We start from the raw sequence: 23,339 nt of genomic DNA on the forward strand, positions 1-23,339 counted from the left end.
GCGTCAGCGAACGCGCACCCGGATGACGGGACACAAGACGAGACCAGAAACTATGGAAGCAACATCAGAGAACCGCAGCCCTGGGCGACTTTTTAGCTGGGTTGAGCGGGTGGGAAATAAAGTTCCTAATCCCTTTTTACTGTTTGTCTATTTGATTGTGGTGCTGATGATCGCCACCGCCATTATCAGTGCGCTGGATCTGGCGGTTAAAAACCCCAGCAACGGCGAAATAGTGCGGGTTAATAACCTGCTGAGCGTCGCCGGCATTCAGTGGATATTGCCCAACATCATCAAAAACTTCAGCAGTTTTACCCCGCTGGGATCGATTCTGGCGCTGGTGATTGGTGCCGGTCTGGCGGAAAAAGTCGGCTTACTGCAGTCGCTGATGGTGAAGATGGCGTCGCGCGTCAACCGCCGCTACGCCAGCTACATGGTGCTGTTTATCGCCTTTTTCAGCCATATCTCTTCCGATGCGGCGCTGGTGGTGATGCCGCCGCTGGGCGCGCTGATCTTCCTGGCGGTCGGCCGTCATCCGGTGGCCGGACTGCTGGCGGCGATTGCCGGTGTGGCCTCCGGCTTTACCGCCAACCTGCTGATCGTTACCACCGACGTGCTGCTTTCCGGCATCAGTACCGAAGCAGCCAAAGCGGTCAGCGACACGGTGCACGTCAGCGTCATCGATAACTGGTTTTTTATGGCGACCTCGGTGATTGTGCTGACCCTTGTCGGAGCGCTGCTGACCGATAAATTTGTTGAGCCGCGCCTGCCACAGTGGCAGGGCAGCGGCGAAAAACTGGCGGCTCTTACGCCGCTGGAGAACCGCGGCCTGCGCGCCGCCGGGATTGCCGCCCTGCTGTTTATCGCCCTGATGGCGCTGCTGGTGATACCGGAGAATGCGCCGCTGCGTAACCCCACCAGCGGGGCCATTATTCCCTCGCCGTTTATTCAGGGTATTGTGCCGATCATCATTCTGTTCTTCTTTGTGGTGGCGATTGCCTATGGCGTGGTGACCCGCCAGATCCGCCGTCCGGATGATATTCCGCAGCTGCTGGTCGATCCGATGAAAGGGATGGCGGGGTTTATTGTAATGGTGTTTCCGCTGTCGCAGTTCGTGGCGTTCTTTAACTGGAGCAACATGGGCAAGTTTATGGCGATCGGCCTGACCGACGTGCTGGAGAGTGCCGGCGTAAGCGGCGCACCCGCCTTTCTCGGGCTGATGTTCCTGTCGGCGTTTCTCTGCATGTTTATCGCCAGCGGCTCGGCGATCTGGTCGATTCTGGCGCCGGTGTTTGTGCCGATGTTTATGCTGCTCGGCTTTCATCCCGCCTTTGCGCAGATGATTTTCCGTATCGCCGACTCGGCGGTGCTGCCGCTGGCGCCGATGTCGCCGTTCCTGCCGCTGTTCCTCGCCTTTTTGCAGCGCTACCAGAAAGATGCGCAGCTCGGCACCTACTACGTGCTGATCTTCCCCTATCCGCTGGTGTTCTTTATCAGCTGGATTGCGCTGCTGGTGGTGTGGTACTGGCTGGGACTGCCGATCGGACCGGGCATCTGGCCGCATCTGCCGTAATGCACAACGCCACGGACGGCAAAAAGTGCAACGTACGTTGCTAAAAACTCACCAACATGCCTCTCGGCAACCGCAGGCGAATTGATTATTCTGCTATTTCTTCGCGTGCTAAGGGTTAACTATTTTAATAAGCATCAGCCCTGCGATTCCTGCAAACACTGCCCGAGGTCTGCCCCGACATGACAACCACCGTTACCACCGGGATCACGCCGATGCCTGCCGCATCGGCCTCCCGTTTCAGCTTAGCTGGCCGTATTGATGCCCTGCCCTCGTCCGCCGGATTATGGCGCTTTATCACCCTGCTGGCGCTGGGCGGCTTTTTCGAACTCTACGATCTGTTTGAAACCGGCTATATCAGCTCCGGTCTGCTGGCGGACGGACTGTTTCACACCGGCGGCGCTGGCGTGTTCGGATTCTCCGATCAGGCGGCGTTTGCTTCTGCCACCTTTCTCGGTCTGTTTATCGGTGCCAGCCTGCTGGCTCCTTACGCCGACCGCTTTGGCCGCCGTCTGACTTTTATGTGCGCGCTGTTGTGGTACGGCCTGTTTTCACTGCTGATGGCGTTTCAGCAGAGCGCAGAGATGATTATCCTGTTCCGCCTGCTGGTGGGTATCGGCCTCGGCGTCGAGCTGGTAACCATCGATACCTATCTGTCGGAATGGGTGCCCAGTCATCTGCGCAGCCGGGCGTTCGCCTTCGCCTTTTTTGTACAGTTTCTGTCGGTGCCCGCCGTGGCACTGATCTCCTGGTGGCTGGTGCCACAAACGCTTCTCAGCCTCGAAGGCTGGCGCTGGGTGGTGATCGCCGGTGCGGTCTGTTCGCTGGTGATCTGGTTGATTCGCAAAAACCTGCCGGAATCGGCGCGCTGGCTGGCACAGCAGGGCCGTCATCAACAGGCACACCAGGTGCTTTCTACCATGGAACAACGCTGCGGCCTGACGCCAGGCGCGCCCTTTCCGCCCGATGACGCCGCCGCACAGCTGCCAAAACGGGGGCGTTTCCGTGAAATCTGGTCACCCGCATACCGCCAGCGCACCCTGATGCTGGTGGTGATGAACTTCTTCCAGGCGATCGGCTTCTTTGGTTTTGGTAACTGGCTGCCTGCGCTGCTGTCGGGCAGCGGCACCACGGTGACCCACAGTTTGCTGTATGCCTTTTTTATCACGCTGGCCTATCCGCTCGGTTCGCTGATCTCCAGCCGCTACGCGGATAAGCTGGAGAATAAATGGCAGATCGTGTTGTCATCGCTGATGACCGTGGTGTTCGGCACGCTGTTTGCCTTTCAGACCCAGCCGCTGATGCTGATCGCCTGTGGTTTCCTTATCACCTGGTCTAACGCCTGGCTGACCTTCAGCTATCACGCCTATCAGACCGAGATTTTCCCGACCCACATTCGCGCCCGTGCCGTTGGCTTCTGCTATTCGTTCAGCCGTCTCTCTACGGTGTTCAGCAGTATTCTGATCGGTGTGATTTTGCAGTACGCCGGTACGCCAGGCGTGATCGCCTTTATCGTACTGAGCATGTTGATTGTGATGCTGTCGGTGGGCTTGTACGGACCTAAGACCCGCGGGATCGATCTGGAGAATATCTAGCAGAAAAGAAGCGGCCGGTACCGCCAGGGTACCGGCCCGCTTTATGGCAGTTTACTTACCTTCCAGCACCCGGATATCGGCGCTGCCCAGGCGATCTTTCTCATCTTTACGCAGCTCAGCGACCTGCTTTGCGCTGACCGGTTCAGACGCTTTGTTGCCCCAGCTGTTGCGCACGAAGTTCACCACATCGGCAACCTGCTGATCGTTCAGACGCCAGCCGAACGCCGGCATGGTAATGGTCGACGGTGCGCCCTTCACGCCAGGCAGCTGACCGCCCACCAGCACGATATGGATCAGCGAGGTCGGATCATCGGCCTGTACCACCGGATTGCCACGCAGCGCCGGGAAGAAGCGCTGATAGCCGCTGCCGTCGGTTTTATGGCAGGCGGCACAGCTGTCGACATAGACCGATGCGCCGGTCGCGCTGTCATCGCCTTTCCACAACGCTTTGGCGGTGGCGTCATCGACGCTGAAGACCGTCTGGTGCGGATCTTTCGCACCTAGCGACTTCAGATAGCGCGCAATGGCGGTGATATCGGCGTCGCTCAGATGCTGCAGACTGTGCTCCACCACCTCGGTCATGCCACCAAAGGCGGCGGTCTGATCGTTGCGGCCATAGCGCAGGAACTGACGCAGATCCTCTTCACTCCAGCGGCCCAGGCCGTCACGGTTATCGCCGCGCAGGTTGCTGGCGGTCCAGCCATCAATCGGCGCGCTGCTGCCAGCCAGATAGTCGTGACCTTCCTCGTTGTTCAGCGCTTTTTCCTGCATGGTGACGCTACGCGGCGTGTGGCAGGCACCACAGTGGCCCAGCCCTTCGACCAGGTAGCGACCGCGCGCCAGCACCGGGTCTTCCTGTGCGGCAGGCTGGAACGCCTTCACTTCCGGCGCAAATACCGTACGCCAGATCGCCAGCGGCCAGCGCATCGACAGCGGCCACGGAATGTCACTCTCTTTATTCGGCTGCTTCACCGCCGCCACGCCGTGCATGAAGTAAGCATACAGCGCCTTCATGTCCTCATCGCTGACCACCGCGTAAGAGGGAAACGGCATCGCCGGATAGAGCGTATCGCCATTTTTCGCCACGCCGTGACGGACCGCCTTCTGAAAGTCATCGTAGCTGTAGTCGCCAATGCCGGTCGCCGCATCGGGCGTGATATTGGTGGAGTAGATTGTGCCAATCGGCGTCGCCATCGGCAGGCCGCCGGCAAACGCCGCACCGTCTTTCGCGGTGTGGCAGGCCACACAGTCACCGGCTCGCGCCAGATACTCGCCCCGCTTCACCAGCTCGTCACGGTTGTCATCCGCCAGCGCGGCGAAGGTCAGGGTGCCCAGAATCAGGGCCAGAATGCCATTTTTCATCGCCATGTTCCTTATGCCTGCACCAGTGGACCTGGGCTTTTCAGGTACTGCTCACGAATCGCTCTGGCTGACCAGTATGTCAGCGCCGCCACCATGCCGGTCGGGTTGTAGCCCAGTCCCTGCGGGAAGGCGGAAGCGCCTGGCACGAACACATTTGGCACATCCCAGCTCTGCAGATAGCGGTTGACCGCGCTGGTTTTCGGGTCCTCGCCCATGATCGCGCCACCGCTGATGTGGGTGGTCTGATAGACGGTGGAATCAAAATGGGCACCCGGCTTTTTCGCGCCGCCGATGATCATTTTCGGGTTCATCGCTTCGGCGATTTTATGCATCTTGCCGACCATGAACTGCGCCATTTTGATGTCGTTCTCCTGCCAGTCGAAAGTCATGCGCAGCAGCGGCTGACCATAGGCGTCTTTGTAGTTCGGATCGAGATCGAGGTAGTTCACGCGATAGGACTGGTGCGCACCGTGGGCATCCATCGACAGATGATGGGTATAGGTGTCGGCCACGGCGGCTTTCCACTGGCTGCCCCAGTTTGGCGTGCCCGTTGGCACCGGCAGGCCAGAGACCGGTTTGGTGCCCGCCTGGTTGACCCAGAATGGCGATCCGCCGACAAAGCCATGCGGGCCGTGATCGAAGTTATCAGCATTGAAATCATCAATCCCGACGCCCGCGCCACCCGCACCGATAAACGGGTTGGTGGTGGTATTTTTGTCGAACAGCGCCTTCAGCGTCGAGAGGTTCTGATAGGCGAAGTTACGACCGACGGTGCCTTCGTTGGTGATCGGGTTGTAAGGCTTGCCGATGCCCGACAGCAGCATCAGGTGCACGTTGTGGAACTGGAAGGCGGAGAGGATCACCAGATCTGCCGGCTGCACCTGCTCACGGCCCTGGCCATCCACATAGGTCACGCCGGTGGCGCGCTTTTTGTCGTCGGTGAGGTTAACGCGCAGCACGTAAGCGTTGTTGCGCAGCTCAAACTTCGGCTCCTGGCGCAGCGCGGGCAGAATATTGACGTTCGGCGAGGCTTTGGAATACATGTAGCAGGCATAGCCACTGCAGAAACCGCAGAAGTTGCACGGTCCCATCTGTGCGCCGTAGGGATTGGTGTAAGGACCTGAGGTATTCGCAGACGGCAGATCGTAAGGATGATAGCCCACTGATTCCGCCGCCTGGGCGAACAGCTGCGCCGAATAAGTGCGCTTCTGCGCGGGCAGCGGGAAGTTATCTGAGCGATCGGGCGCAAACGGGTTACCGCCCTTCTCTTTCCCCACCACTTTGCCTTTGATGCTCCAGGCGCTGCCTGAAGTACCAAACACCTTTTCCGCCTTGTCGAAGAAGGGCTCCAGTTCGTCATAGCTGACGCCGAAGTCCTGAATCGTCATGCCTTCCGGAATGAAGTTTTTGCCGTAGCGCTCTTCGTAATGGCTGCGCATCTGCAGCTCAATCGGATCAACGCGGAAATGGACGCCGGACCAGTGCAGGCCTGCGCCGCCGGTGCCGGTACCCGGCAGAAACGCCGCCAGCTGGCGATAAGGCACCGCAGTCTGCGAAGCATCATGACGGATGGTGACGGTGCTTTTAGAGAGATCCTGGAACAGTTTTTTGCGAACGTTATAGGTCAGCTCGTCAATTGACTGCGGATACGCGCCGTCAGGATAGGTATCGCGATGCGGTCCGCGCTCCAGCGCCAGCACGTTGAGGCCCGCCTCGGTCAGCTCTTTCGCCATGATCGCGCCTGCCCAGCCGAAGCCGACAATTACCGCATCCACTTTTTTCATTTCGTTTGCCATGCTTACGCTCTCTCCCCGCGAATTGACACTGACGGGAACGGATAACGTTCACCGCGCTCTACCCAGTCCATAAAGTCGGCGCGTGCGCCAGGGAAGTTGATCAGCTTCCAGCCCACCATCCCCTGATTGCCGCCGTGGATGGGATCGCTGAAGAAGCCTTCGCGGGTGTTTTGCAGCAGGAACGCAAAGAAAGTTTTGGCCGGTAGCTGGCTGAACTGCGCGCTGCCGCTTTCCATCGCCTGCAGTAAGGCATCCTGCTGTTCGCCGCTCAGCTGCGCGAACGCCTTGCCATGCTGCTGTTGGCTGAAATGATCGGCGTCGGCAATGCCGAGGCGATAGATCTGCTGCGGTACCAGCGGCAGCTGGTAGCCCAGCTCTTTGGGCAGGTCGGGATTAAACGGTCCCTGCATATACCAGTTGGAGCCGGTGGCGTACGGGGTGTTCATCTGACGATCGATGAACTCAGGTACGCCCGCCTCCAGCGCGCCAGGACCGCGTTCATCGTTTGGGATCAGGCGCGCAACGGCGGCGGTGATAAACGCAAATTCTTCGGCGGTGAACCAGGCTGGCTGGTAGTCACGCGCCTGTTGCGGTGCGGCCGGGGCCTCAGCCGCCTGTGCCGCCAGCGGCAGCGACAGTGCGCCCATCGCCGTGGTGCCTACCGCCATTGCTGGCGCCAGGGTAATAGTCTTCAGCAAAAAATCCCTGCGTGAATGACCCTTTTTTTGTTCTGACATGACATTGCCTCATTCCCGCCATTCAGGCGGTATGAAAGGGTAAATGGTTGCGTTGTTATGGTTTTTATTAGCGGATTCAGGGTTACAGCTTGATTGTTACCGGTAACAATGGGCGCTAGTGTAACACTGCTGTCGAGAAAGATTTAGCCTCTGGAAACAAAACCGCACAATTTCATTAACATCTATCCCCTTACTGTCATCAGCAGAAACAACAGACTACAGACATCAGGCAGGCAAAACGTTATAACAGGCAACACACAACAGCGGAGTGCCTATGTTTAAGTCTTTTTTCCCGCGGCCAGCGCTGTTTTTCAGCTCAGCGGCCATCTGGAGCTTATTAGCGATTTTTGCCTGGTTCGGCTTTGCCGCGCACCTGCCCGGTATGTGGCCAACATTCGAAGCCGCCATGAAACAACCTTTGCCAACCACTGCCGCACGGTTTATCGCCGCCAGCCAGCTGTGGTTTTATCTCTATTACTGGGTAATGGTGGCCATTTTTGCCCTCGCCTGGCGGCTGATTGATAATCATCCGTGGCAGCGCTGGTCAGTCTGGGGTTCGGCGCTGATTATCTTTGTCACCTGGTTTGGGGTGCAGGTCGGCGTAGCGGTCAACGCCTGGTATGGCCCGTTTTACGATCTGATTCAGAAGGCGCTGACAAAAGCAGGATCGGTGCAGATCGTCGAGTTTTACCACGAAGTACGCGCATTTCTCGGCATCGCGCTGATTGCGGTGGTGATTGGAGTCCTTAATTCCTTCTTTATCAGCCACTGGGTTTTCCGCTGGCGTACCGCCATGAACAATTACTACATGCACAACTGGCAGCGACTGCGTCACGTTGAAGGTGCGGCGCAGCGTGTACAGGAAGACACCATGCGGTTTGCCTCCACGCTGGAAGACTGGGGCGTCAGTTTTATTCAGGCGATCATGACCCTGGTGGCCTTTTTGCCGGTGCTGGTGGCGCTATCACACCACGTTAAAGATGTGCCCTTCCTTGGCAATATTCCTTATGCGCTGGTGATTGCCGCCGTGCTGTGGTCGGTGTTTGGCACCGGATTACTGGCGATAGTCGGGATTAAACTGCCAGGCCTGGAGTTTCGTAATCAGCGGGTGGAAGCGGCTTACCGTAAAGAGCTGGTGTATGGCGAGGATAATGCGGACCGTGCCCGGCCGCAGACGGTGCAGGAGCTGTTTGGTCGGGTGCGGTTCAACTACTTCCGCCTCTACTTTCACTATCTCTACTTCAACATCACCCGCATTCTCTATCTGCAGGTTGATAACGTGTTTGGCCTGTTCCTGCTGTTTCCGTCGATTGTGGCGGGCACCATTACGCTGGGCCTGCTGAACCAGATCACCAACGTGTTTGACCAGGTGCGCGGTTCGTTCCAGTACCTGATCGCCTCATGGTCAACGCTGGTTGAACTGATGTCGATCTACAAGCGTCTGCGCAGTTTTGAGCAGATTCTGGATGATATCCCACACGATGAGATGATGCGCGAAGCGTCAGAAGAGGTCTGATCGATTAAGGATAGCGACACTGTAGCTAGCGTGATCGGCTTCCCGCCTCGGTCGGAAATGACCTCAGCTCCCGGCCCGCGTCAGCGGGCTTTTTTACAGCAAAAAGCCACTCGTCAGAGTGGCTTCAGAGTACACAACGCCGGAGTTAAACGGCTCGCCCGTGCCGATAAGCGGCGATCACCTTTTACAGTGCAATACGCATTACGCTGTCAGGATCTTTTGGCGGCGCTTTACGCGAACCCGGTTGCTTCACGCTGACATACAACGCTTTGCCGTCAGCAGAGAGCGCCAGGCTGTTGGGTAAACCGGGGGTTTTCACGCTGCGCTTCACGCTGTAACTGCTGGCATCAATGATGCTGACTTCACCCGCTTTACGATGGGTGACATAGAGCTCATTACGATCCGGATTGAACAGCACCGCCAGCGACTCCGGCACAGCGATCCGCTGGATCACCTGCTGATTACGCAGATCCACCACCAGCACCTGCGCCTGCTTCGAATCGCTGAGGAAGGCTCGCTGACCGCGCGTATCCAGCGCAATGTTCAGGAAAAAGTGCGCTTTATCGCCATCGATCTTCTGCTTTTTCTCCACGGCATTGGTGCGGGCGTTGATGGTGACCAGTTCACCGTCGCCGTTGGTCACGTAGACTTTCTGCGCCGCCGAATCGACCGCCAGGCCGGTTCCCATCTTGCCGGTATCTGGCACGGTACTAATCAGTTGCAGCGTACTGCCATCCACCACCCAGACCACGCTCTGCGGTCCCAGACCGGTAACATAGACGCGATTGGTTTTGACATCGACCGCCACCTGTCGCGGCTGCAGCGGACGCACCGTTTCACTGCGCTTACGGCTATCCAGTACCAGAGTGTTCAGCACTTTTCCGCTGCTGGCATCGATGGCGGTCAGCGAACCCTCAACGGTATTGCCGACGTAAAGCACATTTGTCTGCGGATTGATCGCCGCGCCAAACGCCTTCAGTTCGGTATTGATCGACTGCTGCACCGCCAGCGTGGTGGGATCGAGACGAAACACCGTGCCGCCGTTACCGCTGCTGTTCTGCGATGAGGCCACAAACAGCGCGTTATCTTTTGGGCTGACGGCCAGTTCATATACGCCTTTGCCGATCGGCTGATTGATATCGTCTGCCTGCGCCGTCACTAATCCTGACGCAGAAAACAGCGCGGTTGCCAGCACCAGAGGACGCAGCGCCCAGCGGGTTTTGATTAACGCTTTCATAACTTCTCCATAGTTAATTCACCGCAGACGCGGTGAAAAGAAAGCCCGACATTGCAACCAGAAAGTCTCTGATCCGGGATCAGATGAGTTTGTTTTTGAGAATAATAATTATTTCGGGGGGAAAGAGACAGGATTATTATGGATGAGCGGCAAACGCCGCCAGGACGCCGGGTGGCGTCCTGTCAGCATAAGCGGATAAAGCGTGGCTTATTTCAGCAGTTCAGCGGTCATGTGAACGCCGTTATTGGTGTAGGCTTCGGTGATTTTATATGAAGCACCTTGTTCCTGCGCCTGAGCAGCAATTTTCGCTTCAGCGCCATCAAGCGTAGAGTCGATAGCGGTCACAGACTGGGCGAAACTGGCGAATGGCAGAACAGAAAGCGCGATAACTGCTGCAAAAGTTTTGATAGATTTCATGGTCAATTCCTCGATTAAGTTTTATCAGGTAAGGCGTGCTGCCTTGTTGATAGATATACTAGACCGGATCTTGATCAGTAAAAAGCGGAGACTTTTGCTTAACTCATTCAATAAAACTGATGATAAAAAGCACGTCTTGTATAGTTATCGCTCAAAAGGTTAATAATCCACACTCAGAAAAAAAGGCAGCATAAATGGCTGCCTTGCTCGATTTAACCGTGATGCCGTACCCGGGTGAAGATAGTCAGCGCCGCCAGCAGCATCAGTCCCCCGCTGGCGAGGAACACACCGCCTGCGCCGCGCAGGTCAAACATCCAGCCGCCTGCCGCTGCCCCAACGGTGATCGCCAGCTGGATGGTTGCCACCAGTAAGCCGCCGCCCGATTCGGCATCGTCCGGCACGGCACGTGAAATCCAGGTTGACCAGCCGGTCGGCATCGAACCAAACGCCATGCCCCATACCGCCACCCCGACGCCTACCAGCCAGCTGACGTCGCCGAAGCTCACCAGCAGCAGCGCGGTGAGGCTCATCAGCAGCGCCATGCCGCTCAGGGTCAGCGATACGCTGCGGGTCACCAGATAACCGGCCAGCGAGGTGCCAAAAAAGTTCGCCACGCCAAAGGCCAGCAACGCCAGCGACAGCTGGTTGAGATTCAGTTGGGCAACGCTTTCCAGGAACGGGCGCAGATAGGTAAAGAAGGCGAAGTGACCGGTAAACATCATAATGACGGCCAGCATACCCCAGCGCATCACCCCGATACGCAGCAGATCCAGTACCCCGCCGCTGCGCGTTTTGTTCTCTAGCGGCATCGCGGGCAGGGTAAAGAACTGCCACAGCAGCGCCACCGCGCCTAATCCGGCGGTCAGCATAAAGATGTTACGCCAGCCGACCAGCCCACCGAGGTAACTGCCGAGCGGCGTTGCAATGATTGTCGCCAGCGAGATGCCGCTAAAGACAATCGATAACGCGCGTGGCACCTGATCGGCCGGCACCAGCCGCATGGTAATGGCGGTTGATAACGTCCAGAAGCCACCGATCGCCATTCCCAGCAGCACGCGCGCCAGCAGGATTGTCGTCAGGCTGCCAGCCAGCGCTACCATCAGCGCTGAAGCGATCAGCAGCAGCGAAAACACCAGCATCACGATGCGGCGGTCAATCCGTCGGGTGACGCTGGCGGTGATCAGACTGGTAAACAGCGCGACCAGCGCGGTGATGGTAACAGTCTGGCCCGCCTGGCCTTCGGAGACGCCAAGGCTGTGGGCCATTGGCGTCAGTAAACTGACCGGTAAAAATTCGGCGGTGATCAGGCTGAATACGCCAAACGCCATAGCAAATACCGCGCCCCACGCGGGACGGGCGGGCGAGGAAACCTCATCAGCCACTTCGGTTGTCAGACTCATGCTGCTTCTCCGGATAGAAAAAAAGTAAGTGTGAGCATAGAGGGCAGACGCAAGACGATCTATGATGCTTACACCGTCATTTTTGATAATTCGTCTGGATTCACATGAGCCATTATGAAGATCTGACCAGTGAACTGCTGATGGGAATGCGGCTGTACGGCGTGAACTATCAGCGCATCGCCGTCAGCGCCCCGTTTGGGTTGCGCTTCGACAATTCGCCAGGCCGGGCGCAGTTTCACTTTGTCGGACGCGGTTCGCTGCTGGTGCGCAGTGCCTCAGGCGAGGTGTTTCAGCTTAACAGCGGCGATGCGTTGCTGGTGCCGCACGGTAAACCGCACAGCCTGATCTCCAGCGAAGAAGCGGATTGTCAGTGCATCGCCAATATGACCAGCAAGCCGATCTGCGACAGCGTCTGCGCCATTAATGCGCCAGCCGATGCCTGCGACGATGAGCATAGCGTGCTGCTGTTCAGCGCCTGTATGGCGTTTGAACTCGGAGGGATGCAGCCGCTGATCAATACCATGCCGGATGTGATGCTGGTCAGCACGCTGCTGTCGCAATACCCGGAGATCCGGCCGATTCTGGAAGCGATGGAGCGCGAGTCGCGGACCCGTCAGGCGGGCTTCGCTGGCATTCTTTCGCGGCTGGCTGACGTGGTGGCGGCGCTGATTGTGCGCGGCTGGGTGGAAAACGGCTGCGGCAAAAGTAGCGGACTGGTACAGGCGATGCGCGACCCGCGGCTCAGCCAGGCCATTGCGGCCATGCACCGCGAACCGGGTGAAAACTGGACGGTAGCGCGGCTGGCGCGCGTGGCGGGCTGCTCACGCTCGGTATTTGCCGAACGCTTTCTGAACGCCACCAGCATGACGCCGCTGCGTTACCTGACCGAACTGCGGATGCGGCTGGCAGTGCAGCGCATTGTGAATAACGGTGAAGCGGTGGAAGCCGTCGCCTTTCATCTCGGCTACGGCTCGATTGCCGCCTTCAGTCGCGCCTTTAAGCGCATTGTCGGTCAGTCGCCTGGCGCGCTGCGGGCCGGACGCGAGAGCGCCCAGGCGCTGGCCTCTTAGCGAAAGACGCTGATCGCCTCGACGAGGCGGTTAGCCTGATGCGTCATCCGACCGGAGGCTTCAGCGCTTTCGGCCACGCGGGCGGCGTTCTGGTGGGTGATGTCGTCGAGATCTTCCACCGCGCTGCTGACTTCGCTTAACGCCGTCGCCTGTTCCGCGGTGGCCGCGCTGATCTGCGCAATCAGTGCCGTGACGTTCTGTACCTGCGACACGATATCCTGCATCGTCCGGCCGGCCGCGCTGGCGTGATCATTGCCGGATTGCACCCGGCTGGCGCTGGTCTCTACCAGCGTTTTAATCTCGCTGGCGGCTTTGGCGCTGCGCTGCGCCAGGTTACGCACTTCACCTGCCACAACCGCAAACCCTTTGCCCTGTTCGCCAGCGCGTGCGGCTTCGACTGCCGCATTCAGCGCCAGGATATTGGTCTGGAAGGCAATGCCGTCGATCACGCTGGTAATGTTGGCGATACGCTTTGAGCTGTCGGCAATTTCGCCCATCATCTCCATCATCTCTTTCATCACGTCGCCGCCTTTCATCGCCGCGCTGCTGGTATCTGACGACAGGGTGTTCACTTCATGAGCGGTTTCGGTGTTGCTTTTCACCGTCGCGGTCATCTCATTCATGGTGGCGGCGGTCTGCTGCACGTTGGCCGCCGCCTGCTCGGTGCGGCGACTCAGTTCATTGTTGCTGCGGGCGATGGCATCGCTGGCGCTGAGCACGTTGATTGCCTGTCCGCTGACGTCATCGACCAGCCAGCGGAACATAAGTCCGAGCTGGCCGATGGCGCGCAGCGTCACGCCGACTTCATCCACCCGATCCATCTGCTCGACTTTATGACTGGCACCGGTCGCCACGCTCAGCGCCTGTTTGCACATCCGCTCGATAGGTCGCGAGATCTGCTGCTCCAGCCACAGGCTGGACAGCGCCAGCAGCGCCGCCATGCCTGCGGTGAAGCTGCCCAGCGCCGTCGGCGTGACGCCCAGCGCCCAGACACCCGCCACCGACAGCGGCAATAAGGTCAGTAGCGTGCTGCGGATGCGCCAGCGCAGCGGTAGCGTTTTCAGCAGTGAGGCGGGACGACGCCAGCCGCTGCGCACCACCAGCCCCTTGTAGAAACGTCGCCCTTTCGCGCGTCCGGCCTGGAAATCCTGATACAGCGCCTCGGCCTGACGCACCTCTTCCACGCCCGGTTTAGTGCGCACCGACATATAGCCCTGCACATTGCCGTCCCGGACTACCGGAATGGCGTTGGCACGCACCCAGTAGTGATCGCCATTTTTACGGCGGTTTTTCACCAGTGCCGTCCAGGGTTCGCCCTGTTTCAGCGTCGCCCACATATCGGCAAAGGCCTCAGGCGGCATATCCGGGTGACGCACCATATTGTGTGGCTGCCCGTTAATCTCTTCGGTAGTAAATCCACTCGCTTCGATAAAGGCATCGTTGGCATAGGTAATGTAGCTGTTGAGATCGGTAGTCGACATCAGGGTCGCATGATCGTCGAACAGATATTCACGCTGGGAGACAGGCTGGTTGTTACGCATCACAAGAGTCCTTGAGTACCCATCTCCTGCACGCTGCCGATGAACGCCAGTGTGAAAAAGTCAGGTTGAGAAATAACGATTATCTTTTTTTATGTTTTCGGCATTGCCCATCACTCTCTTTAGCGTTTTGACTTAATTAACCGCAATAAAAAAGCCGCTTTGCAGCGGCTTTCACAATTTTTCCTTTATTCATTCGTTAGCACGACTGGAGAATAATGCCGCGGCGGGCCGCAGAGTCAGCTGAGGTCCACGTTGCGGGTACCAAACCACCAGGTCAGAAAAAATCCGCCCGTCCACGCGACCACCAGTCCCGCCAGATAAACCGCCATGCCGGCAAAAATGCCCTGGCTGGAGGTCATCAGCGGCAGCGTCACCAGTCCGGACGGGCCAAACACGGTGTTCATGCCGACCGGTAAGCCCAGCCACGCCACCAGGCCAATGAAGAAACCGCCCAGCGCGCCGCCGCCACAGGCGGTGATAAACGGCTTGAGGCGCGGCAGCGTGACGCCATAAATCAGCGGTTCGCCGACGCCAAGCAGCCCCGGAACAATCGCCCCTTTGATTTGCGCCCGCAGCAGCGCTCCTTTTTCCGCCTTACACCATAACGCCAGCGAGGCCCCGACCTGGCCTGCACCGGCCATCGCCAGGATCGGGAACAGCGAATTGAACCCCTGGGTTTCCATCAGCGCAAAGTAGACCGGAATAAACCCCTGATGAATGCCAAACATCACGGCGATCAGAAACAGTCCGGCCAGCAGTGCGCAGCCAAAAGGGTTGTTATTCAGGTGGATAAACAGCCAGGACATCCCTTTAAACAGCTCGCCACCCAGCGGCATAATCAGCAGGTAGGTGATTGCACCGGTGATCAGCAGCGTAAACAGTGAGGTGAGGATCATATCCAGATTATCCGGAATGATTTTGCGGATCTGCTTTTCAATGCCCGCCCCGATGATCGCCGCCAGCAGTACGCCGATGATATTGCCGCGCGGGTCGATGGTCAGGCCAAAAAAGCTCTCCATACCGCTGTAGTAGCCGACGGTGGCGGTCGGGACATAGCCGAGCACAAACAGTGAGGCGATGATCGCGCCATTCACTCCGCTGCCGCCAAACGCCTTCTGCGCGTTATAGCCAATCAGGATGCTGAGAAAGGTGAACAGCCCTTTGCCGAATACCTTCATGTAAGCCACGCTGTGCAGCAGCCACGGCGCATGGTCGCCTGGCGTATTGAGGTGCAGGCTCTGTTCTATCAGGGTGGCGAAACCCAGCAGTAAGCCCGCGCCGATAAAGCCCGGAATAAGCGGAGTAAAGATAGTGGCGAAGCGCGACAGAAACTGATGCAGGCCGCTGGTCTGTTTCGCCTTTAATTGTTGCTTATGCTGTGCGGCCAGTTCGCCGAGCGCAGGCGCTTCGCTCTGTGCCAGTAAGGTCTGCATCCTTTCGGCGGCGGTCTGCGCTTTGCCAGGACCCAGTACAATCTGTAGCTGGGCATCACTGTCGATCACCCCCAGCACGCCCGGCAGGCTTTTCAGCCGGGTGAGGTCGACCCGTTCGGGCTGGCTGAGCGTCAGCCGCAGCCGTGTCATGCAGTTGCCGCAGGCCGCGATATTCTGCGCGCCGCCGACCGCCTGCAGAATGTCGCGTAATAGCGCGTCAGTGATTTTCGCCATCAGCGTGCTCCCGCCGCCTGCAGCGCCTGGCGGATAAAGCCCTGATGTTGCCCCAGCAGCGTTTTCGCTTCCTCCGCCGTGAGTCCGGCCAGTACCATCAGGATCGCCGTTTTGCAGTGGCCGCCACAGGCGTTCAGCGCGGTGCTGGCAGTGGCGTCATCGCAGTCGGTTGCCTGTTTGACGATGTTGACCTGGCGCTGCACCAGTTTCTGATTGGTCGCTTCCACATCCACCATCAGGTTGCCGTAGACTTTCCCGCTGCGGATCATCGCACCGGTGGTCAGCATGTTCAGCACCAGTTTCTGCGCGGTTCCCGCTTTCATGCGCGACGAGCCGGTGACCACTTCCGGCCCCACCACGGGCGTCAGGGCGATTGCAGCGGTCTGCGACATCGGACTGTCGGGATTACAGGTTAGCGCGACGGTGGTGGCACCAATCTCATCAGCATAGGCCAGCGCACCCAGCACGTAAGGGGTGCGGCCGCTGGCAGCGATGCCCACCAGCACATCCTGGCGGCTGAAGTGGATGTCGCGCAGATCCTGCGCGCCCTGCTCCCGGTTATCTTCGGCATTTTCTACCGCCTGCAGAATGGCTTTATGACCACCGGCGATCAGCCCTATCACCTGTTCGCGCGGTGTACCAAAGGTTGGCGGGCACTCGCTGGCATCCAGAATACCCAGCCGGCCCGAGGTGCCGGCACCGCAATAGATCAGCCGGCCACCGGCCTGGAACGCCGCGCAGATAGCGTCAACCGCCGTGGCGATCTGCGGCACAATCGCTTCCACCGCCAGCGCCACTTTTTTATCTTCATCATTAATGACGCGCAGCATCGCTTCGGTCGACAGTTCGTCAATGTTCTGACTGGCAGGATTACGGCCTTCGGTGATCATCTGGCTGAGGTCAATTTTCATAGCAGGCTCCGCATAGGAATAAATTATTCAATATATGAAATATCATAACGAATGATTAATTCATGGGGTGAGATCTTTTTTTTATTGCTGCGAGGTGGGGATCAAATAAAACGGGAATCCTGGTGGGCAGGTTTTTTGCTTCACTTCCGTGGGACAGGGTTCAGAGATAATTCATCCGCTTTTAAAATCGTCTGCCGGAAGCGTGCTTCAGGTCGGGTGCCGGGTCAGAAAAGATTCACCCGATCGTAAAGATGCATTCGTCATCCATGACGCTCGGCCCGCGCCTTCCCTGGCGCGGGACGCTTTACTCTTCGGGTGAACCTTTTCTTCCCGCGGACTTTTGGATCGCTTTTGAAAAGAGAAGAGACAAGGTCAGGTGTCAGGTGTCAGGTGTCAGGTGTCAGGTAAGGTGTGCGGTTGAACCGGTCACAGTCATTTGCCGGAAACAAAAAAGGCCCAACCTTCGTTGAGCCTTTTTATTAAACCGCGTGATTAACTGGCGGTCTGAGTCCGCAGTTGCAGTTCGTATTCTTTCGCCTGCTCAGCGTCGAACTGGTTTTCCCAGCGGGCAATCACCAGCACCGCCAGGGCGTTACCAATGACGTTCAGCGCGGTACGCGCCATATCCATAATACGGTCGACACCGGCGATAAACGCCAGCCCTTCCAGCGGAATACCGACGCTGCCCAGCGTTGCCAGCAGGACCACAAACGAAACGCCCGGCACGCCAGCGATGCCTTTCGAGGTCACCATCAGCGTCAGCACCAGGATAATCTCGTCGCCCAGTGACAGGTCGATGCCATACAGCTGCGCGATAAAGATGGCAGCGATACTCTGGTAGAGGGTTGAGCCATCCAGGTTAAACGAATACCCGGTCGGCACCACGAAGCTGGTGATCGCTTTCGGCGCGCCGTAGGCTTCCATCTTCTGCATGATGCGCGGCAGTACCGTCTCCGAGCTGGAGGTGGAGTAAGAGAGAATCAGCTCATCTTTAAGGATGCGCATCAGCGTGGTGATACGCAGCTTACAGAAACGCGCCACGCCGCCCAGCACCACAAAGGCGAAGAACAGAATCGCCGCGTAGACCAGCAGCACCAGCTTCGCCAGCGGCCACAGCGAGGCGAAGCCGAAGTTCGCGATGGTGACGGCAATCAGCGCAAACACACCGATCGGCGCATAGCGCATGATCATGTGCGTCACTTTAAACATCGCTTCTGAGATGCCACGGAACAGGTTCACCAGCGGATCGCGCTGCTCTGACGGCAGCGATGAGAGGCCTAAGCCAAACAGCACCGAGAAGAAAATAATCGGCAGCATGTCACCCTTCGCCATCGAGGCGAAAATGTTCTGCGGGATCAGCGACAGGATAGTGGCGACCAGGCTATGCGGCCCGCCCTGCACTTCTGCCGTGGTGGCTTCATATTTAGAGATGTCCACCGTTGCCAGCGTTGACATATCGATGCCGGTGCCAGGTTGAAATACGTTAGCCAGGGTAATCCCGACCACAATGGCAAGGGTGGTGATCACTTCAAAGTAGAGAATCGTTTTGACGCCGATGCGCCCCAACTTTTTGGCATCGCCGACGCCGGCAATGCCGACGATCAGTGATGAGATCACAATCGGTACCACAATCATCTTAATCAGATGGATAAAGATGTCGCCCGCCGGGCTGAGAATATTGGTGACTAACCATTCACGATTGTCTGGCTGATTATGCAGCACGGCACCCACAACGATGCCAAGCACCAGGGCTATCAGAATCTGCCAGGCCAGGCTGATTTTAAAACCTTTCATAACGCGTAATTTCCTCAGTCAAAACCCGTTTCTCTCTACTGCGAAGGTGCAGAAGACAATACACACAGGGAAGTGAGCAAAAAGCCCGGTAAATTAGAGGGTGTTTGGAGACAGCGCCTCGCACGAAAATCTGATGATTCCCATACCCATTTTCAGACGCGGTCTGAGTTGATACCTGCAGAACAGGGGCGAGATAAGTACCATTTTCACTGTGGTAAATGCAACCCTTGGCGTCTTCGTTTAAAAGTTCACCACCTGAGTAGCATAAAATGCTGCGCCAGCCGTAAATCCCTAACCTGCTGTTATGAAAAGTATTAGTTCGATGAATTAACGCATAGCTATGCAGAATTGCGCAAAAACTCACCCGGCGCGTTTGCTCGCTTTTTGAACACGGGAAAACACAAAAGGTTACACCTTAATTCCCTATTACCGGCAGGGAGTTAAGCGCAATTCGGCCGTTATCGACGCGCGGGCGCGCGCAGGGTTTATCGCGTGATCTACGGCGCAAAAAAGAAACAAAGCCTCAGGGCGGGCTTCAATTAACCATTGATTGACATATCATTAACATCTTCAAGGAGATCCGCCATGAGCCAAATACATAAACATCCCGTTCCAGAGAATATTGCAGCAAACACCCTGATTACCGCTGAACAGTATCAGACGATGTATCAGCAATCTGTCACTGATCCGGATGCGTTCTGGGGCGAACAGGGCAAAATCCTCGACTGGATCAAGCCCTACAGCAAAGTGAAAAACTGCTCGTTTGCGCCGGGAAATATTGACATTCGCTGGTACGAAGATGGCACGCTCAACCTGGCGGCAAACTGCCTTGACCGGCATTTGCAGACCCGCGGCGACCACCCGGCAATTATCTGGGAAGGCGACGACGCCAGCGAGAGTAAGACCCTGACCTTCCGCCAGTTGCATGCTGAAGTCTGTCGCTTCGCCAACGTGCTGGAATTACTCAAGGTGAAGAAAGGCGATGTGGTAGCGATCTACATGCCGATGGTACCGGAAGCCGCGGTAGCGATGCTGGCCTGTGCGCGCATCGGTGCCGTCCATTCGGTGATTTTTGGTGGCTTCTCACCGGAAGCGGTGGCGGGCCGGATCGTCGATTCCAGCGCCTCGCTGGTGATTACTGCCGATGAAGGGATTCGTGCCGGACGCAGCATCCCGCTGAAGAAGAACGTCGATGATGCGTTAAAAAATCCTAACGTTACCAGCGTGAAGAACGTGGTGGTGTTTCAGCGCACCGGCAGTGATATCGGCTGGGTAGAAGGCCGCGACAGCTGGTGGCATGAGCTGATGCTGAATGCCAGTACCAATCACTCTCCTGCTGAAGTCGGGGCGGAAGATCCGCTGTTTATCCTTTATACCTCAGGCTCGACCGGCAAGCCGAAAGGGGTGCTGCACACTACCGGCGGTTATCTGGTTTACGCTGCCACTACCTTTAAATTTGTCTTCGATTACCATCTGGACGACGTCTACTGGTGTACCGCTGACGTCGGCTGGATCACCGGTCACAGCTACCTGATTTACGGCCCGCTGGCCTGTGGCGCGACCACGCTGATGTTTGAAGGCGTGCCGAACTGGCCGACCCCGAGCCGCATGGCGGAAGTGGTGGATAAGCACAAGGTGACGCTGCTCTACACCGCTCCGACCGCTATCCGCGCCCTGATGGCCGAAGGCGATAAAGCGATTCAGGGCACCGACCGCAGCACGCTGCGCATCATGGGTTCGGTCGGTGAACCGATTAACCCGGAAGCCTGGGAGTGGTACTACAAGAAAATCGGTAACAGCCGCTGCCCGATCGTCGATACCTGGTGGCAAACTGAAACCGGTGGCTTCATGATCACGCCACTGCCGGGTGCGACCGAACTCAAGGCGGGATCGGCCACCAAACCTTTCTTCGGCGTGCAGCCAGCGCTGGTCGATAATGAAGGCCAGCCGCAGCAAGGGGCCTGTGAAGGCAATCTGGTAATCACTGAATCCTGGCCGGGTCAGGCGCGTACGCTGTATGGCGACCATGAGCGCTTTGAACAGACCTACTTCTCTACCTTTAAGAATGTCTACTTCAGCGGCGACGGCGCGCGTCGTGACGAGGATGGTTATTACTGGATCACCGGACGGGTAGATGACGTCCTCAACGTCTCCGGCCACCGTCTGGGCACCGCTGAGATTGAGTCAGCGCTGGTGTCGCACCCGAAAATTGCCGAAGCCGCGGTGGTGGGCATTCCGCACAGCATCAAGGGCCAGGCGATTTACGCTTACATCACTCTGAATCATGGCGAAGAGCCGTCGCCGGAGTTGTACACCGAAGTGCGTAACTGGGTACGTAAAGAGATCGGCCCGATTGCCACCCCGGATGTGCTGCACTGGACCGACTCGCTGCCGAAAACCCGCTCCGGCAAGATCATGCGCCGTATTCTGCGCAAAATCGCCACCGGTGATACCACCAATCTTGGCGATACCTCGACCCTCGCCGATCCTGGCGTAGTGGAAAAACTGCTTGAGGAGAAACAGTCGATCAAAATGCCGTAAGCGCACCTTATCCGGCGGGAAGATCATTTCCCGCCATGCCCGCCCTACGCAGTGTGTTTCTGTAGTCACAAATAAAATTACCAGCCGAACCCGCGCCCAGGCGTGAGGTTTACGCCTGCAAGACCTCTGGAGAAAATGTGATGAATGACGCCCTTTCGAAACAGGATGCAATCTACCAACAGATTGAACGTAATCCCCGCTTTCATGAGTTAGTTCGTAAGCGTCAGGCGTTTGCCACGCTGCTGTCGCTGATCATGCTGGTGCTCTATGTCGGATTTATCCTGCTGATCGCCTTCGCGCCGGGCTGGCTCGGCACGCCGCTCCATCCCGGCACCAACGTTACCCGCGGTATTCCTATTGGCGTCGGACTGATTGTGATGTCATTTGTGCTGACCGGCATTTACGTCTGGCGCGCCAACGGCGAGTTTGATCGCCTGACCAAAGCGATCCTGAGCGAGGTGAAATCATGATACGTCTCTGCTTATGGATGCTGGCGGCGCTGCTGCCGTTTTCGGCGCTGGCCGCCGATGCGATTACCGGCGCGGTGCAGCGTCAGGCGGTCAACTACCAGGCGATCATCATGTTTGTGATTTTCGTGGGTGCCACGCTGGGCATTACTTACTGGGCGTCAAAGCGCACCCGTTCGCGTAGCGACTATTACACCGCTGGCGGCAACATTACCGGCTTTCAGAATGGCCTGGCGATGGCAGGCGACTTTATGTCTGCCGCCTCGTTTCTCGGTATTTCGGCGCTGGTCTATACCTCCGGTTATGACGGCCTGATCTACTCGCTCGGCTTTTTAGTCGGCTGGCCGATGATTCTGTTCCTGATCGCCGAACGGCTGCGTAACCTTGGGCGCTACACCTTCGCCGACGTGGCCTCATATCGCCTGAAGCAGAAACCGATCCGTACCCTGTCCGCCTGTGGTTCGCTGGTGGTGGTGGCGCTCTATCTGATCGCCCAGATGGTCGGAGCCGGTAAACTGATTCAACTGCTGTTTGGCCTCAATTACCATGTGGCGGTGGTGCTGGTCGGCATTCTGATGGTGATGTATGTGCTGTTTGGCGGCATGCTGGCGACCACCTGGGTGCAGATTATCAAGGCGGTGCTGCTGCTGTTTGGTGCCACCTTTATGGCGGTGATGGTGATGAAAACCACCGGCTTCAGCTTCAATACGCTGTTTACCGAAGCGATGGCGGTCCACCCGAAAGGCATCGCGATTATGCAGCCGGGCGGGCTGGTGAAAGATCCGATCTCGGCGCTGTCGCTGGGGCTGGGATTGATGTTTGGTACCGCCGGCCTGCCGCATATCCTGATGCGCTTCTTTACCGTCGCCGATGCCAAAGAGGCACGTAAAAGCGTTTTCTGGGCCACCGGCTTTATGGGCTATTTCTACTTCCTGACCTTTATTATCGGCTTTGGCGCGATCCTGCTGGTCGGTGCCAATCCGGCGTTTAAAGATGCCAGCGGCGCGCTGATTGGCGGCACCAATATGGCGGCGGTGCATCTGGCCAACGCGGTGGGCGGCAGTACCTTCCTCGGCTTTATCTCGGCAGTAGCTTTCGCCACCATTCTGGCGGTGGTCGCGGGCTTAACCCTGGCCGGTGCCTCGGCGGTTTCGCACGACCTCTACGCCAGCGTCTACCGTAAAGGCCAGGCGAGCGAACGTGATGAGCTGCGGGTCTCTAAGATCACCGTGCTGGTATTGGGGATTGTGGCGATTGCGCTGGGTATCCTGTTTGAGAAGCAGAACATCGCGTTCATGGTGGGCCTGGCCTTCTCAATTGCCGCCAGCTGTAACTTCCCGATTATTCTGCTGTCGATGTACTGGTCAAAACTGACCACGCGCGGCGCGATGGTCGGTGGCTGGCTGGGGCTGATTACCGCCGTGGTGCTGATGATCCTCGGCCCGACCGTCTGGGTGCAGGTGCTGGGTCATGCTAAGCCGATCTATCCGTATGAGTATCCGGCGCTGTTCTCGATGGCGATTGCTTTTATCGGCACCTGGCTGTTCTCGGTCACCGATCACTCGCAGCAGGGAGCCGAGGAGCGTTCACGCTTCCGGATGCAGTTTATCCGTTCGCAGACCGGCTCCGGTATCGATCAGGGCAGAGCGCACTAGTTTCCGGTTAAGCGAGAGATAAAAAAAGGGCGGCACCCCTCAGGGTGCCGCCCTTTTCTCTTGATC

The 23,339-nt window shown here is 57.6% G+C and carries 17 protein-coding genes; 7 read left to right on the forward strand and 10 right to left on the reverse strand.

Annotated features, from left to right (window positions below; genetic code table 11):
* Window positions 1-52: 52 nt before the first annotated feature.
* Both abgT and LZU96_RS18465 read left to right on the forward strand, forming a co-directional pair.
* Window positions 53-1,570, forward strand: coding sequence for a p-aminobenzoyl-glutamate transporter (gene abgT / locus LZU96_RS18460; RefSeq protein WP_233985540.1), 1,518 nt, complete (start codon window positions 53-55; stop codon window positions 1,568-1,570).
* A 179-nt stretch (window positions 1,571-1,749) separates the two neighbouring features.
* Window positions 1,750-3,162: an MFS transporter gene (locus tag LZU96_RS18465; protein WP_233985541.1), complete on the forward strand. Its 1,413-nt coding sequence runs from the start codon at window positions 1,750-1,752 to the stop codon at window positions 3,160-3,162.
* A 51-nt stretch (window positions 3,163-3,213) separates the two neighbouring features.
* Here LZU96_RS18465 and LZU96_RS18470 read toward each other — a convergent pair whose 3' ends face one another.
* The 3 genes from LZU96_RS18470 to LZU96_RS18480 are packed head-to-tail and all read right to left on the reverse strand — an operon-like array spanning window position 3,214 to window position 7,057.
* Window positions 3,214-4,524 carry a c-type cytochrome gene (locus tag LZU96_RS18470; protein WP_233985542.1) on the reverse strand — a complete coding sequence of 437 codons (1,311 nt, stop codon included), beginning with the start codon at window positions 4,522-4,524 and terminating at the stop codon, window positions 3,214-3,216.
* An 11-nt stretch (window positions 4,525-4,535) separates the two neighbouring features.
* Window positions 4,536-6,320 carry a GMC family oxidoreductase gene (locus LZU96_RS18475; RefSeq protein WP_233985543.1) on the reverse strand — a complete coding sequence of 595 codons (1,785 nt, stop codon included), beginning with the start codon at window positions 6,318-6,320 and terminating at the stop codon, window positions 4,536-4,538.
* A gap of 2 nt (window positions 6,321-6,322) precedes the next feature.
* Window positions 6,323-7,057 (reverse strand): gluconate 2-dehydrogenase subunit 3 family protein, encoded by a 735-nt coding sequence (locus LZU96_RS18480; protein WP_233985544.1) that lies wholly within the window; start codon window positions 7,055-7,057, stop codon window positions 6,323-6,325.
* Window positions 7,058-7,331: 274 nt separating this feature from the next.
* Here LZU96_RS18480 and sbmA point away from each other — a divergent pair, with 274 nt between their 5' ends.
* Entirely contained in the window at window positions 7,332-8,573 is a 1,242-nt protein-coding gene (gene sbmA, locus LZU96_RS18485) for a peptide antibiotic transporter SbmA (protein ID WP_233985545.1), read from the forward strand.
* Between the two features lie 184 nt (window positions 8,574-8,757).
* On the opposite strand, the gene LZU96_RS18490 is transcribed toward sbmA, so the two are convergent.
* The 3 genes from LZU96_RS18490 to LZU96_RS18500 form a co-directional block, all read right to left on the reverse strand.
* Window positions 8,758-9,810, reverse strand: a complete 1,053-nt coding sequence (locus LZU96_RS18490) for a YncE family protein (RefSeq protein ID WP_233985546.1) — start codon at window positions 9,808-9,810, stop codon at window positions 8,758-8,760.
* A 207-nt stretch (window positions 9,811-10,017) separates the two neighbouring features.
* Entirely contained in the window at window positions 10,018-10,227 is a 210-nt protein-coding gene (locus LZU96_RS18495) for a DUF1471 domain-containing protein (RefSeq protein ID WP_233985547.1), read from the reverse strand.
* A 212-nt stretch (window positions 10,228-10,439) separates the two neighbouring features.
* Entirely contained in the window at window positions 10,440-11,627 is a 1,188-nt protein-coding gene (locus LZU96_RS18500; RefSeq protein ID WP_233985548.1) for an MFS transporter, read from the reverse strand.
* Window positions 11,628-11,731: 104 nt separating this feature from the next.
* Here LZU96_RS18500 and LZU96_RS18505 point away from each other — a divergent pair, with 104 nt between their 5' ends.
* A complete protein-coding gene (locus tag LZU96_RS18505) occupies window positions 11,732-12,697 on the forward strand; it encodes an AraC family transcriptional regulator (protein WP_233985549.1) in 966 nt (321 codons plus the stop codon).
* Here LZU96_RS18505 and LZU96_RS18510 read toward each other — a convergent pair.
* The 4 genes from LZU96_RS18510 to gltP all read right to left on the reverse strand — a co-directional run bounded on the left by LZU96_RS18510 (window position 12,694) and on the right by gltP (window position 18,610).
* Window positions 12,694-14,238, reverse strand: a complete 1,545-nt coding sequence (locus tag LZU96_RS18510) for a PAS domain-containing methyl-accepting chemotaxis protein (protein WP_233985550.1) — start codon at window positions 14,236-14,238, stop codon at window positions 12,694-12,696. The two genes, LZU96_RS18505 and LZU96_RS18510, sit on opposite strands and share 4 nt — an antisense overlap.
* A gap of 236 nt (window positions 14,239-14,474) precedes the next feature.
* On the reverse strand, window positions 14,475-15,905 hold the full coding sequence (murP, locus tag LZU96_RS18515) for a PTS N-acetylmuramic acid transporter subunit IIBC (RefSeq protein ID WP_233985551.1): 1,431 nt from the start codon (window positions 15,903-15,905) through the stop codon (window positions 14,475-14,477).
* Window positions 15,905-16,816 (reverse strand): N-acetylmuramic acid 6-phosphate etherase, encoded by a 912-nt coding sequence (gene murQ, locus LZU96_RS18520; protein WP_233985552.1) that lies wholly within the window; start codon window positions 16,814-16,816, stop codon window positions 15,905-15,907. Before murQ ends, murP begins: the two co-directional genes overlap by 1 nt.
* Before the next feature lie 492 nt (window positions 16,817-17,308).
* On the reverse strand, window positions 17,309-18,610 hold the full coding sequence (gltP, locus tag LZU96_RS18525) for a glutamate/aspartate:proton symporter GltP (RefSeq protein ID WP_233985553.1): 1,302 nt from the start codon (window positions 18,608-18,610) through the stop codon (window positions 17,309-17,311).
* A 585-nt stretch (window positions 18,611-19,195) separates the two neighbouring features.
* On the opposite strand from gltP, the gene acs reads away from it, so the two are divergent.
* From acs to actP, 3 genes are all read left to right on the forward strand, one after another.
* The gene (gene acs / locus LZU96_RS18530) at window positions 19,196-21,151 is read left to right on the forward strand and encodes an acetate--CoA ligase (protein ID WP_233985554.1); all 1,956 of its coding nucleotides are present in this window, start codon (window positions 19,196-19,198) and stop codon (window positions 21,149-21,151) included.
* Window positions 21,152-21,291: 140 nt separating this feature from the next.
* Complete coding sequence (locus LZU96_RS18535; protein ID WP_069729448.1) at window positions 21,292-21,621, forward strand: DUF485 domain-containing protein; 330 nt, start codon at window positions 21,292-21,294, stop codon at window positions 21,619-21,621.
* Window positions 21,618-23,273, forward strand: a complete 1,656-nt coding sequence (gene actP / locus LZU96_RS18540) for a cation/acetate symporter ActP (protein WP_233985555.1) — start codon at window positions 21,618-21,620, stop codon at window positions 23,271-23,273. Before LZU96_RS18535 ends, actP begins: the two co-directional genes overlap by 4 nt.
* Window positions 23,274-23,339 lie beyond the last annotated feature (66 nt).

This window comes from Pantoea agglomerans (genome assembly GCF_021397715.1).
In the GTDB taxonomy this organism is placed as follows: domain Bacteria; phylum Pseudomonadota; class Gammaproteobacteria; order Enterobacterales; family Enterobacteriaceae; genus Pantoea; species Pantoea astica.